We start from the raw sequence: 14,312 nt of genomic DNA, 5'->3' as shown, positions 1-14,312 counted from the left end.
AAGCGCGTTTACAAAGTGTACTGCACTTCGTGAACGCCCCCTTTTTGGTAGGAAACAAAAAAAGAAAAGGAAGTGAATCCGCATGCAGAAACAAATACCAGCATCAATGAAAACTTTAATCGAAGAAGTAAAAACGACTTTCACACACGATCAAAAAATACAGCAACTCTTTGAAAATTGCTTTTCCAATACATATGAAACAACAATAAGACCACAGGAAGATGGAACAACCTTTGTGATCACTGGTGACATACCAGCGATGTGGCTACGGGATTCAGCAGCACAGGTTCGTCCTTATTTATTGCTGGCTGAACAAGATGAGGAGATAGCATGTTTGATTGAGGGGGTTATACAAAAACAAGTTTCCTTCATTAACCATGATCCATATGCAAACGCTTTTAATGAAGCGGCGAACGGTAAACGGTATCATGACGATAAAACGGAAATGACACCACTAATCTGGGAGCGTAAATATGAAATTGATTCCCTCTGTTACCCTATCCAACTCGCTTATTTGTTTTGGAAATCAACCGGAAGAACATCACATTTTGATGAACCGTTCAAGGAAGCGATGTTAACAGTGATTAAAACGTGGAAAACAGAGCAAAATCATCAAAAAGATTCCAAGTACCTGTTTGAAAGGGATAATTGTCCGCCGCAGGACACGCTGTCACATGCAGGCTATGGTGCACCTGTAAGTTATACCGGGATGACGTGGTCCGGTTTTCGTCCAAGTGATGATGCATGTAAGTATGGGTATTTAATCCCGTCCAATATGTTTGCTGTTGTAGTACTCAGACAATTGGCCGAAATTGCTTCAGTGGTTCTTACGGATAAGGTTCTGGAAAAGACCGCTATGGCATTAGCTGAGGAAATTGATGAGGGGATCCAAACGTTTGGAAAAGTAGAACACCCGGACTTCGGGACGATCTATGCCTATGAGACAGACGGACTTGGGAATTACAACTTGATGGATGATGCAAATGTGCCGAGTCTTCTAGCGCTTCCCTATTTGGGGTATTGCACTACGGATGACCCCATCTATCAGAATACGAGAAAGTTTATTCTAAGTGAAGCAAATCCATATTACTTTCAAGGAAAGGTTGCCAAAGGAATTGGGAGTCCACATACACCAGAGTATTATATTTGGCATATCTCTCTTGCTATTCAGGGAATGACTGCACCAACCGATGAGGAAAAGAAAGCAATTTTGCAGCTGTTTCAACAAACGGATGCGGATACAAACTTTATGCACGAAGGATTTCACGTCGATAACCCTGAACACTTTACAAGACCTTGGTTTTCTTGGGCAAATTCAATGTTTAGTGAGTTTTTACTGAGCCAATGCAATCGTGTTGTGAAGGGTAGTGCCTTAGCGGAATAACATCGAAAAATTTGATAATAAATAAAAGGGGTGCAGTGTAATGAATTTAGGATTAAGCACGTATAGTTTACTTGATGCTATTAAGACTGGGGAAATGAATGTACTCGATGTAGTAACATGGATTGCAGACAATGGCGGAGAACATATGGAAATTGTGCCATATGGTTTTAGCTTAGTAGATAATCTGGAACTGGCGGATCAAGTCCGTGATAAAGCGAAAGAAGTAGGGATCGAACTATCAAACTATTCGATGCCAGCAAATTTCGTTCTGGATACAGAAGCAGCTTTTGAGGCGGAAGTTGTACGGGTGAAGAAACATGTTGATCTGTTGGATCGCATGGGTATGAAACATATGCGTCATGATGTAACGGCATTTACATTACCGCCGGAGAAAATGACCATTGCACACTTTGAAAAAAGCCTCCCGCAAATCATTGAAGGAAGTCGCCGTATTGCAGATTATGCCGCGAAATTTGGCATTACAACAACCATCGAAAATCATGGTGTAGCAGTTCAACATAGTGATCGGGTTCAGCGTGTATTGGAGGCGGTAGATAGACCTAACTTTAAAACAATTTTAGATATAGGGAATTTTATGTGTGTCGATGAGGATTCTATTGTAGGTGTCAAAAAGAATTTGCCATATGCATCACTTGTTCATTTTAAGGACTTTTATTTCCGTGCTTTTGATGCGGATCCCGGTGGTGGGAAATGGTTCAGAACATCAAATGGAAATTATTTAAGAGGTGCCATTGTAGGGCAAGGTGATATCGATATAAGGAAAATTATGAAGCTTGTTAAAGACTCCGGATACGACGGTTATCTAACACTGGAATTTGAAGGAATGGAGGAGTGCAAAGAAGCGTGTAAAATTGGTATGGACAATATAAGACGATTTTGGGAGGAAGCATAACCACTGGTTTACCCAATTAAGGATAAGGCCAGAAAAAAAGATCAATTAGTTTGAAGAGCCAGGTAGGGGCATATCGACAAATGGTGATAAATGATTACTGGAGGGTAAATGAATGAAATTGGGAATGAGCTCGTACAGTTTAGTAGGGGCAATGAATGCAGGGGAGATGTCGATTCTGGATGTTATCGCATGGACAGCCGATCAGGGTGGCGAGCACATTGAATTGGTCCCAATGGGATACACATTGACAGATAATCCAGATTTAATTGCAGAAATTATACAAAAGACAAAGGAAACAGGGATTGAAATATCGAATTATGCGATTGGCGCAGATTTTCTACCAGATACCAAAGAAGCGTTTGAGCGGGAGATCATACGGGTCAAAAAAGAAGTCGATACTGCACATGCGCTAGGGGTTAAACGGATGCGACACGATGTATCATTTAAGCCAGCCGAGGAGGCATCGATTCAACAGTTTGAAAAGGATTTACCAAGATTGGTGGAAGCGTGCCAACGCATTGCTGACTACGCTGGGCAATATGGGATTGTCACAAGTATTGAAAATCACGGTTTCTATGTCCAAGCGAGTGACCGAATTCAGCGCTTGATCGATTGTGTAGATCGAGAAAATTTTAAAACAACACTGGATACAGGAAATTTCCTTTGTGTGGACGAAGACCCTGTGGTTGCCGTAAAGAAAAATATTAAAGATGCATCCATGGTGCATATTAAAGATTTTTATCATCGTCCAGCATCTACTTATAATCCTGGTGAAGGCTGGTTTCAAACGGCTTCCGGAAATTATTTAAGGGGCGCCATCAGTGGCCATGGTGATATCAACCTGTACGATGTGATCCATGTTATCAAAGACTCCGGCTATGATGGATACATTTCGATTGAATTTGAAGGTCTGGAAGAATGCAAACAAGGATCTAAAATCGGTATGGACAATGTTCGTCGTATCTGGAATGCAATATAAAAGTGGGAAAGAGGTTGTACAATGGAGAAAGTTAAAGTTGGTATTATAGGCGCAGGTTCCATCTCTGAAATGCATTTTGAATCCTATAAAAATAATCCGGCAGTGGAGATTTATGCTGTTTGTGACTTAAATGAACAAAGAGCCCAAGAAAAAGCAGGGAAGTATGGTGCTCGGCGCATCTATAAGAATTATCAGGATTTATTGGCAGACCCAGCAATTGATGCAGTCAGCATTTGTACATGGAATAATACCCATGCAGCAATCGCTATTGCAGCTTTACAGGCAGATAAACACGTTCTAGTTGAAAAGCCATTATGTAAAACCGTGAAGGAAGCACACGAGATTGAACAGGCGGTTGAAGCGTGTAATGGGAAAACGCTGCAAGTTGGATTTGTTCGCCGCTTTGGAACCAATACGCAAGTATTAAAAAAATTCATTGATGCTGGTGATCTGGGAGAAATCTATTATGCAAAAGCTTCGTGCATCCGTGCACTTGGTAACCCTGGTGGCTGGTTTGCTGATAAAGAGCGCTCAGGTGGTGGGCCATTAATTGATTTGGGCGTGCATGTAATTGATCTTTGTTGGTATTTGATGGGCAAACCAAAAGTGAAATCCATAAGTGGAAACACCTACAATAAGTTAGGCAACAGATCTAATATTAAAAACAAATCATTTTATCAGGCGGCAGATTATGATCCGGAAGAAAATACTGTCGAGGATCTTGCTAATGCACTTATTCGATTTGAAAATGGTGCCTCTTTGATGGTGGATGTCAGCTTTACACTACATGCCAAGGAGGAAACGATTAATGTCAATCTGTATGGGGACCAAGGAGGAGCCGAAGTTGAACCAGAATTGCAAATTATTACCGAAAAAAATGACACTATTCTAAATGCAACACCACAAATTGACGCGTTGTCATTTGATTTTAATAAAGGCTTCCAAAAGGAGATTGACCATTTTATATCTTGTGTTCAAGGGAAGCGGGAAACGATTAGTCCTGTACAGGATGGGGTGGAGATCATGAAAATACTCGCTGGTGTTTATGAATCCAGTGCATCTGATGCCGAGGTCCGATTTGATTAAGTCGTGTAACTTACCCAAAAACCCTGTGTCTTATCGTGAGCGTTCAAAACAAAGCATACAAATTAAATTTTAGGAGGAACATCAAAATGTCAAAAAAACTAAACGTAGCTATTATTGGATGTGGGGGAATTGCCAATGGCAAACACCTTCCAACCCTTGAAAAAATAAATGAAGTGGCACTTATCGCATTCTGTGATATTGATAAAGAAAAAGCAGTCAAAGCGGCACAAGCTTATGGAACTGAAGATGCAACCGTATATGAAGATTATAAGCAACTATTACAAGATAAAACAATTGATGTTGTACATGTATTAACACCGAATATCTCCCATGCAGAAATCTCGATTGCAGCAATGGACGCCGGGAAGCATGTGATGTGTGAAAAACCAATGGCTAAAACATCAGAAGAAGCCAAGCAAATGGTTGAAGCATCAGAACGTACAGGGAAAAAGTTAACGATAGGCTATAATAATCGCTTTAGACCAGACAGTCAGTATTTACACCAGGTTGCTGAAAGAGGCGATTTAGGTGAAGTATATTTTGCGAAAGCACATGCGATCCGCCGTCGTGCAGTACCCACTTGGGGGGTGTTTTTAGATGAAGAAAAGCAAGGAGGAGGTCCTTTAATTGATATTGGTACACATGCACTTGATTTAACATTATGGATGATGAATAATTATAAGCCAAAATCTGTCATGGGGAACGTTTATCATAAACTAGGTAAAAATAAAAATGCTGCAAATGCTTGGGGGCCATGGGACCCGGAGAAATTCACTGTGGAAGATTCTGCGTTTGGTTTTATTACGATGGAAAATGGAGCAACAATTACCTTGGAGTCCAGTTGGGCATTAAACTCATTAGATGTGGATGAAGCGAAATGTACTCTCAGTGGAACCGAAGGCGGTGCAGATATGAAAGATGGTTTACGTATTAATGGTGAGAATTTCGGGAAATTATATACGACCAATGTTGAACTTGGCGCTGGTGGTGTCGCCTTTTATGACGGAAAAACAGAAAATGATGCTGATTTGGAAGCGAGACTTTGGATCGAAAGTATTATCAATGATACAGAGCCAACGGTAAAGCCGGAAGAGGCACTTGTTGTGACGCAAATTTTAGAGGCAATCTATGAATCTGCGAGAACGGGTAAAGCAGTTTACTTTTCCTAAAGGAGATGTAACAAAAATGGCTAAACAGCCGAATATTTTATTTATCATGAGTGATGATCATGCAGCACATGCAATGAGTTGCTATAATAGTAAAATTAATGAAACGCCCCAGCTTGATAGAATTGCGAATGAGGGGATGCGGTTTGATAATTGCTTTTGTACTAACTCGATCTGTGCACCAAGCCGCGCTGCGATTCTGACCGGACAGTATAATCATGTAAATGGTGTTAGGACACTTGCAGATAATCTAGATGGGCGAAAACCTAATGTACAAAAAATCCTTCAGAAACATGACTACCAAACGGCTATTGTAGGGAAATGGCACCTGGGTCATGGAAAAGACCATGACCCAACCGGGTTTGATTATTGGAATGTCTTACCTGGACAAGGGGAATATCATGATCCGAAGATGATTGAGATGGGTGAAGAAAAACATTACCAAGGATATGTAACCGACATCATTACAGATATCTCGTTAGATTGGTTGAAAAATTGCTCCCAAGATAAACCATTTATGCTGATGTGTCACCATAAAGCGCCACATCGTCCATGGGAGCCAGACGAAAAACATGCCCATATGTATGAGGATATAGCTATTCCAGAGCCTGTCACCTTTAATGATGATTATGCAAACAGATCAAATGCAGCCAAGGAAGCAACAATGCGCGTAGATCGGGATCTTACGAAGACAGATTTGAAAATAGAGCCACCGCCAAATTTATCATCTCAAGAACGCAAAAGTTGGAATTATCAACGATATATTAAAGACTATTTACGTGTTGTAGCTTCAATTGATGATAATGTTGGACGAATACTTGATTATCTTGAAGAAGAAGGATTGGCTGAGGATACAATTGTGATGTACACATCCGATCAAGGCTTTTTCTTAGGTGATCATGGTTGGTATGATAAACGATTTATGTATGAGGAGTCATTAAGAATGCCATTTATTGTTCGTTATCCTCGTGCAATTGAACCTGGAGCTGTAACGGATGATATGGCATTAAATGTTGATTTTGCTGAGACATGGCTTGATTATACAGGGATAGATATACCCAACCATATGCAAGGTACGAGCCTGAGGCCGGTCATGGAGAAAAGGACCCCTGACAACTGGCAAACTTCATTGTATTACCGCTACTGGGAACACTTAAGTGAGCCACACAAAGTCGGAGCACATTACGGACTACGGACAAAGCGGTATAAGCTGATTTATTACTATGGGAAATCATTTGGAGCAACGAACTCCTCTCATGAAACAAGAACACCGGAATGGGAACTATTTGATTTAAAAGAAGATCCTTATGAAATGAATAATGTCTACCATAATAAAGCATATGGCGAGACTGTAAAAGATTTAAAAGAAGAGCTTTATCTTTTACAAAGAAAGGTTAAAGATGAAGCATAAGATAACAGCGTAAAAGAGGAGAGGAAATAATGATAAATATTGCACTATTAAGCAGATGGCATGTACACGCAGACGATTATGCAAGAGAAATTAAGGAAAATGAACATCTGTCCGTTCAACTTGTCTGGGATGAACATGTAGAACGTGGCAAAAAATGGGCAGATGAACTAGGCGTCCCATTTGAACAAGATTTACAAGCGGTTTTAACCAATCCGACAATTGACGCTGTTGTTGTAAATACACCAACGAACCTGCATAAGGAAATTATCATTGCGGCTGCTAATCATAAAAAGCATATATTTACGGAAAAGGTATTGTCATTTACCGTTGCAGCGTGTGAGGAAATCTATGCAGCTGTTGAAGCAAATAAGGTGCATCTAATGGTTTCATTGCCAAGGCTGACAGCAGATTATTATGTTTATGCACAAAAGGCGTTAAACAAGGGATGGCTTGGCGATTTGACAATGATTCGCTGCCGATTGGCCCATAATGGCGCCGTTGCCAGTGAAGGTCAAACGCATGGTTGGCTACCGGACCGATTCTTTGATAAGGAACAAAGTGGTGGAGGTTCATTAATAGACCTTGGGGCACATCCGATTTATTTAACAAATCGTCTCGCAGGTCGAGTGAAAGCCTTATATGCCCGTTTATTACCTGAAAACGATCAGGGAGTAGACAATAATGCAGCAGTAATTGTGGAATATGAGTCCGGTGGTCTAGGAGTTATCGAGACAAGTTTTCTATCCAATGGAAGTCCCTTTCAATTAGAACTTTATGGTACAGAAGGAACACTGCTTATTGAAGAGGAACAGATTCGTTTGAAAAGTAATCAATTTGCCGATGGCGAGTGGATAAACCCTGAAAATTTGCAGCACTCCTTACTGATGCCAATCGAACAATGGTCTGCAATGATGCGGGATGGATCTGAACCAACTATTACAAAAGATGATGTCATTCAATTGACATGTATTAATCAAGCCGCGGCTTTGTCACATAAAGAAAAGCGTCGAATTGATTTAAAAGAACTATCGGGGGAATGAATGATGGAAAACGTCTTGCGTGTTGGCATTATTGGTGCGGGTGGTATTGCAGAAGCTGTACACATACCTAACTATTTGAAACACAGTAACAAAGTAAAAATTGTCGCGATCGCTGATGTCGTAAAGGATAATGCGGAAAAGATGGCGAATGCATTTGATATTAACCATATTTTTACAAGCTATGAAGAAATGTTGGATACCATTAACTTGGATGCTGTAAGTGTTTGTACACCGAATAAATTTCATGCCAATGCGACGATCGCTGCACTGCAGGCGGGCTGCCATGTTATATGTGAAAAGCCACCAGCAATGACGGTAGCGGAAGCTGAGCAAATGGCTGAAACAGCGAAACAGTACGGAAAGATATTAACCTATGGATTGAGTTTTCGTCATACACCGGAAGTTGGTGCATTAAAGCGATTTATTGATGCAGATGAACTTGGTGAAATTTATGCTGCAAGGGTGCACGCGATTCGTCGTCGCGGCATTCCTGGCTGGGGTGTGTTTACCAACAAGGAACTTCAAGGTGGGGGCCCACTTATTGATATCGGTGTACACATGTTGGACACTGCATTGTACTTAATGGGATATCCAGAACCAGATACGGTTTTCGGTGTGACATATCAAAAATTGGGTAACCAAAAAGGTGTTGGTCTTGCAGGAGAATGGGATTGGAAAAACTTCACGATTGAAGACATGGCACGTGGAATGATTACTTTTACAAATGGTGCATCCATTATACTGGAATCAGCATTTGCTGCAAATACAGAGAAACATGATGAAATGTCGGTTTCATTGATGGGGGAAAATGGGGGAGCAGATGTATTTCCTTTGAAAATGTATCAGGAAAAGCATGAAACATTAATAGATATAACGCCATCCCATCTTCCGATAAAAGATAATTATGAACTACAGATGGAACGTTTTATTGCATGTTGTTTAAACGGCGAACAACCGATTAGTACGGCAGATCAAGGGGTATCTTTGCAAAAGATCATTAATGGTTTGTATGAATCTGCTGAAAAAGGAGAGGCAATCAAACTTACTCCAGCACAAGTTAGATGAACGAATCAGACTACTGACTGTTCATCTGCGATAAAAAATCTTATATTTGGTTAGGAGAATGATGATGGGGAACTTTGGATTACAACTATACTCGGTTCGAGACGCGGCAAAGGCAGATCTGTTAGGAACAGTCAGTCATGTAGCAGATATAGGCTATCAAGGGGTTCAATTTGCAGGATTCTTCGACACGCCTGCGAAAAGTTTGAAAAGACTAATGAATGATAAACAAATCGATGTAGCAGGAAGTCATACAGGTCTTGATGCACTAACGGGCGATAAACTGAAGGAAACAGTTGAATACAATCAGGAACTTGGTAACCGTTTACTGATTTGTCCTTCACTACCTGAAGCGGCACGGGAAACGAGGGATGATTATAAGAGGACCGCCCAGAAGTTTAATGAAATCGGACAAGTCTGCAAAGAAAATGGTATGACGTTTGCCTATCATAATCATCATTTTGAATTCGAGACGTTTGATGGTGAGACAGGCTTTGATCTTTTATTTGGACAAACCGATCCAGCGCTTGTAAAGGTAGAACTAGATTGTTATTGGGCAACATACGCTGGTTATGAACCGACCGATATCATTAGAAAATATGGTAACCAAATCGTATCGCTTCATATAAAAGATATGAAAGAAGAAAATGGCAAAAAGCGAAGTATTGAAATAGGAACAGGCACACTTGATATGAAGGCGCTCTTACGTGTTGGAGATGCATATGATGTCAACTGGTTTGTAGTAGAACAAGAAGATTTTGATGGTAATCCTTTGGAAAGCGCTAGGGTCAATATCGGTAACTTAAACAAGCTTACTTTATAAAAGGTGCGATAGAGATGTTACACCTTGATTGGATGACATCTCTTTTTGAATAATTTTTTTAGTGAAATCGGATGACTATATTGCTCATTACATAAGAGAAAGTTGTTATGGTCTGCCAAATGGATATCTTTGTGACGTTACCAGAAATGAAGTAGGGGTTATCGAAATAGAATAAGCGATTGCTTCTTATTAGAAAGCACAAGGGAGGTTTTATAGACTTACCCCTGTGCTTTTTGTGCAGTTAAGGAGGATAAATACTTTCTTATTGCATAAGGACAAAAAGGCATATCCATTATATCACCTCATTTTTTTGAACGCCTTCTTCCTCCACACTTAAATTTAAAGCTCCACCTATGTTTAACGTTAAATGGACGTGGTATATAAATATATTGTAAGGGCTGGCTAAAAGTGGGCACAGAAAAGGTCTTTAGAAAAACCTTTTCAGGGTGTCATCTTCTTTTAGCTAGCTCTATTCTATTGCTTGATGTTATTGGTTATATTCTGCAAAACAGTAAAAAATTATAATTTTCAGCATTGCACATAGATAACGATAAACAAGCACGGTATTACGTAAAGTGGTAATTATTAAGGGAGGAAGGATTTTTGGGTTACATTTCGATACTAACATTTATTGTCATCATTGGTTTGATATGGTTTTATGCTTATAAGCGGAGTCGTTCTGTAGATACAAATACTTCGGAGGGGTATTTCCTTGGCGGACGCACCCTAAAGGGATTTACCATCGCAGGAACAATTATTATGGCCAACTTATCCACGGAACAAATTGTGGGACAAAACGGACAAAGTTATGAAGCCGGCATGCAGGTAATGGCTTGGGAGGTAACCGCTGCTATTGCAATCGTTCTGCTGGCGCTTGTCTTCTTGCCGAAGTATTTAAAATATGGTGTGGATACCATATCTGATTTTATAGAAATTCGTTATGATGCTGCCACCAAGAGAATTGTTTCATCATTATTTATAATTACTTATATGATTTCATTTTTACCTGTAGTGTTGTATTCCGGCTCACTCGTATTCATTAAAATTTTCCAGGTGGATAAAATGCTCGGTGTCAACTCTCTGACAGCCATTGCGCTGATTGCAGGCATCATCGGAATTATTGGCTTATTTTACTTACTTATCGGCGGTTTATCTTTAAGTGCATTCAGTGATACGCTTTATGGAATAGGTTTACTCGTTGGTGGCCTGGCGGTTCCCGTTATCGGTCTGATGATTCTTGGAAGCGGGAATTTGTTGAATGGACTTGATTCAGTTCGAACAAGTACACCAGAATTATTAAACTCCATTGGAGCTGTGGATTCTGATATTGTTCCGTGGCCAACATTGCTTATGGGAATGCTATTTAATAATTTATTTTACTGGTGTACAAACCAATTAATCGTTCAAAAGACACTCGCCGGGGAAAATCTGAAAGAAGGACAAAAAGGTGCGATATACGTTGGTTTCTTTAAAGTGATCAGTGCGATGATCCTTGTCTTTCCAGGGATTATTGCATTTAATATGTTTGGCGATGCTTTGTCAACTCCAGATAACGCATACCCGAATCTGATTACAGCGGTATTACCTGAAGGACTTTACGGTGTTTTTGGAGCGGTATTCTTTGGCGCTATCCTTAGCTCATTTGTTGGTGCACTGAATGCTACAGCGACACTGTTTACACTTGATTTTTACAGACCGGTATTTAAAAAAAATGCAACAGACCGGCAAGTGGCAAGGGCTGGGAAATTTGTTACGGTATTGGTTGGTTTGATTTCGGTCATCATCGCGCCGTTTATTTCCTTTGCCCCGAGTGGTTTATATAATGTGGTTCAACAGTTTAACGGATTATACAGTATGCCATTGCTTGCTATTATCTTGCTTGGTTTTTATTCCAAACATGTCACAGCGCTTGCGGCAAAGGTGACATTTGTCTTCCATGTTGTTGCTTATGGCCTTGCGACCCTGTTGCTGCCTGATACTCATTATTTATATATATTAAGTGCCCTATTTTTCATAGATGTGATCCTGATGTGGACTATTGGAAAAATAAAACCGTTGGATCAAGCCTTTGTCTTTGAAGAGGGCAATCATAAAGTTGATTTAACTCCATGGAAATATGCAAAATGGGGTGGCGCTTTTGTTGTAATTTGTGTGGTGGCAATGTATGTGCTCTTTTCACCACTGGGACTTGCAAAATAGGTGAGTGAATATAATTAAAAACAGAACAATCATTCCTAAATTAGTATTATTCTATCAATAATCCTGTTAGCATCTTTTGGATTAATCCAAATTGCTAACTTGACTTTAACTGGGACAATTGTCGCTTGCCTGGTAAAGAAAACTCGGTGATTGGCAGGCATGAAAGGCAAAGACAGAGTCTTTAGTTGCACTTAAACTGGTTACCTATAAATATATTCAGTATCAGTGTAAAAAAAGTAACCGCTCCTCAGCCAGGCTAGCGGTTACTTCTCTAGGTAAACCACAAAAATGTCGGTCACCTGCTTAATATGCAGTTAGTTGCTGGTGCCGTGTAGTTGATGCTATACGGCATCTTATATCTAAATATAGTGTAAATTTAATCATTTATTCTGTCAATGAAAAGATTTTAGATTATATCGATACGAGCCACGGTTGCCCCACGTTTATTTCGAATACATTCGAATCCGATGAACCAGTAGGATTTTTTTATATTGGCATTCCTTTTACGCATTAATTCTATTATTCGTGCTATGATAAATAATAACTGAAAATTATAATGAGGTGTCTATATGCGGATGGTTTTCATTGGTGACAGTATTACAGAATCGGGGAAATTTGCAGACCCCGAGCTGCTTGGTACTGGCTATGTAAGGTTAATCCATGATTATTTTATAACGACCTATCCCAAGCGTGATTTTGAGATCCTTAACAAGGGTATCAGTGGCAATCGCATTAATGACCTTGCAACAAGATGGCAAAAAGATGTGATTGATTTAAATCCAGACATTGTCTCCATTTCGATTGGGATTAATGATGTGTGGCGACAGCTGAAATACCGGCTTATGAAGCAAATATTACCAGATGAATTTGAACGGATTTACGATGATTTACTGCGGCAGGTAAGTAGCAATACGAACGCAAAGATCATTTTAATGGAGCCAACCGTTATTGTTGAAAACCCGACGTCCATTGGGAATGAAAAACTGAAACCGTACGTGCAGATCGTAAATGCATTGGCTGAAAAATATGATACGCTTGTCGTACCAACCCATCTCGCATTTTTAAAATACCTGGAAGCAAACAGGGGCTATGATTTGACGGTAGACGGCGTCCACATGAATGCTGCGGGAAACATGCTAATGGCCAAGACCTGGTTGGAAGCAACTGAGCAGATTAAAAATGAATTTTTTAGCAGTTAAGAAAGTATTGGTTTTCTAACAAACAATCGGAGGGGTTAAGATGAAGAAAGTTAATTGGGGAATTTTAAGTACAGCTGGTATTGCGCAAAAGGAACTTATTCCGGCTTTTCAGCGCGCTGCGAATGCGGAGGTCTTAGCAATTGCCAGTAGTAGTGGCATGGACAAGGCAATCATGATCGCAGATAAATTTAACATAAAAAAAGCGTATGATAGCTATGAAAAGTTGTTGGATGATCCGTCGATAGAAGCGATATATATTCCTTTACCAAACCATTTACATAAAAAATGGACGATCGAAGCGGCGAAAAAAGGTAAGCATATTTTATGTGAAAAACCGGCAGCGGTGAGCGCGGAGGAATTCAAGGAAATGAAAGCAGCTTGTGAGGAACATGGGGTGATTTTTATGGAAGGATTTATGTATCATTTCCATCCACAGCATGCGCGGGTGAAGGAGATCATTGCATCAGGTGAGATTGGCGAGGTTTCTTATATGCGCGCAACACATTCCTTTTATATGAAGGATCCGGAAACGAACGTGAGAGTGAAATATCAAGCGGGTGGCGGCAGCATTTATGATATTGGAAGTTACGCGATTCATGTGATCCGAAATGTACTGGGGGCCGAGCCGGAAACTGTAAAGGCAGAGGCGGTAAAAAATACATTGGGTGTTGATACGGCAGCATACGGCTACCTCACATTTGCAAACGGTGTGCGCGCAACATTTGATTCAAGTTTCCAGCTTGCAGACCGGAACGAGTATGAAGTTGCTGGTATAAAGGGCAGAATCATTGTCCCAAGGGCATTTCGACCGGACAGAATGGGTGGCGATGGTCTAGTCATCGTTGAAACAGAGGGCGTATCGCGAACGGAAACGCTAACGACAGACCAATATCGGGATCAAGTCGCGCATATTTCGCAGGCTATTTTGCAAGGGGAACGCGCGTTGCATAACGATTATGAAAACACACTTGCCAATATGCGTGTGATTGATGCTTGCATGGAATCGATCGAAACCGGTAAACAGGTGAAGTTGGGTTAATGTCCTAGAAT

The 14,312-nt window shown here is 40.4% G+C and carries 12 protein-coding genes; all 12 read left to right on the top strand.

The window, feature by feature from the left end:
* The first annotated feature begins 82 nt into the window (after window positions 1-82).
* The 12 genes from JOC34_RS11560 to JOC34_RS11505 all read left to right on the top strand — a co-directional run bounded on the left by JOC34_RS11560 (window position 83) and on the right by JOC34_RS11505 (window position 14,301).
* Window positions 83-1,384: a glycoside hydrolase family 125 protein gene (locus JOC34_RS11560; protein WP_205136923.1), complete on the top strand. Its 1,302-nt coding sequence runs from the start codon at window positions 83-85 to the stop codon at window positions 1,382-1,384.
* A 40-nt stretch (window positions 1,385-1,424) separates the two neighbouring features.
* Window positions 1,425-2,297: a sugar phosphate isomerase/epimerase family protein gene (locus JOC34_RS11555; RefSeq protein ID WP_205136922.1), complete on the top strand. Its 873-nt coding sequence runs from the start codon at window positions 1,425-1,427 to the stop codon at window positions 2,295-2,297.
* A 112-nt stretch (window positions 2,298-2,409) separates the two neighbouring features.
* Entirely contained in the window at window positions 2,410-3,276 is an 867-nt protein-coding gene (locus JOC34_RS11550; RefSeq protein ID WP_205136921.1) for a sugar phosphate isomerase/epimerase family protein, read from the top strand.
* Between the two features lie 21 nt (window positions 3,277-3,297).
* Window positions 3,298-4,362, top strand: coding sequence for a Gfo/Idh/MocA family protein (locus JOC34_RS11545; RefSeq protein WP_205136920.1), 1,065 nt, complete (start codon window positions 3,298-3,300; stop codon window positions 4,360-4,362).
* Between the two features lie 86 nt (window positions 4,363-4,448).
* Window positions 4,449-5,531: a Gfo/Idh/MocA family protein gene (locus JOC34_RS11540; protein ID WP_205136919.1), complete on the top strand. Its 1,083-nt coding sequence runs from the start codon at window positions 4,449-4,451 to the stop codon at window positions 5,529-5,531.
* A 16-nt stretch (window positions 5,532-5,547) separates the two neighbouring features.
* The gene (locus JOC34_RS11535; protein ID WP_205136918.1) at window positions 5,548-6,939 is read left to right on the top strand and encodes a sulfatase family protein; all 1,392 of its coding nucleotides are present in this window, start codon (window positions 5,548-5,550) and stop codon (window positions 6,937-6,939) included.
* 29 nt (window positions 6,940-6,968) lie between these two features.
* On the top strand, window positions 6,969-7,979 hold the full coding sequence (locus JOC34_RS11530; protein ID WP_205136917.1) for a Gfo/Idh/MocA family protein: 1,011 nt from the start codon (window positions 6,969-6,971) through the stop codon (window positions 7,977-7,979).
* Window positions 7,980-7,982: 3 nt separating this feature from the next.
* The gene (locus JOC34_RS11525) at window positions 7,983-9,044 is read left to right on the top strand and encodes a Gfo/Idh/MocA family protein (protein ID WP_205137115.1); all 1,062 of its coding nucleotides are present in this window, start codon (window positions 7,983-7,985) and stop codon (window positions 9,042-9,044) included.
* A gap of 64 nt (window positions 9,045-9,108) precedes the next feature.
* The gene (locus tag JOC34_RS11520) at window positions 9,109-9,864 is read left to right on the top strand and encodes a sugar phosphate isomerase/epimerase family protein (protein WP_205136916.1); all 756 of its coding nucleotides are present in this window, start codon (window positions 9,109-9,111) and stop codon (window positions 9,862-9,864) included.
* 603 nt (window positions 9,865-10,467) lie between these two features.
* A complete protein-coding gene (locus JOC34_RS11515) occupies window positions 10,468-12,063 on the top strand; it encodes a solute:sodium symporter family transporter (protein WP_205136915.1) in 1,596 nt (531 codons plus the stop codon).
* A 569-nt stretch (window positions 12,064-12,632) separates the two neighbouring features.
* Window positions 12,633-13,262, top strand: coding sequence for an SGNH/GDSL hydrolase family protein (locus tag JOC34_RS11510; RefSeq protein WP_205136914.1), 630 nt, complete (start codon window positions 12,633-12,635; stop codon window positions 13,260-13,262).
* A 40-nt stretch (window positions 13,263-13,302) separates the two neighbouring features.
* Window positions 13,303-14,301, top strand: a complete 999-nt coding sequence (locus JOC34_RS11505; RefSeq protein WP_205136913.1) for a Gfo/Idh/MocA family protein — start codon at window positions 13,303-13,305, stop codon at window positions 14,299-14,301.
* The last annotated feature ends 11 nt before the right edge of the window (window positions 14,302-14,312 follow it).

The organism is Virgibacillus halotolerans (assembly GCF_016908515.1).
GTDB classification, from domain to species: domain Bacteria; phylum Bacillota; class Bacilli; order Bacillales; family Amphibacillaceae; genus Virgibacillus_M; species Virgibacillus_M halotolerans.
Note: the sequence above shows the minus strand (reverse complement) of the source record. Positions and strands in the feature narration are given on the sequence as shown.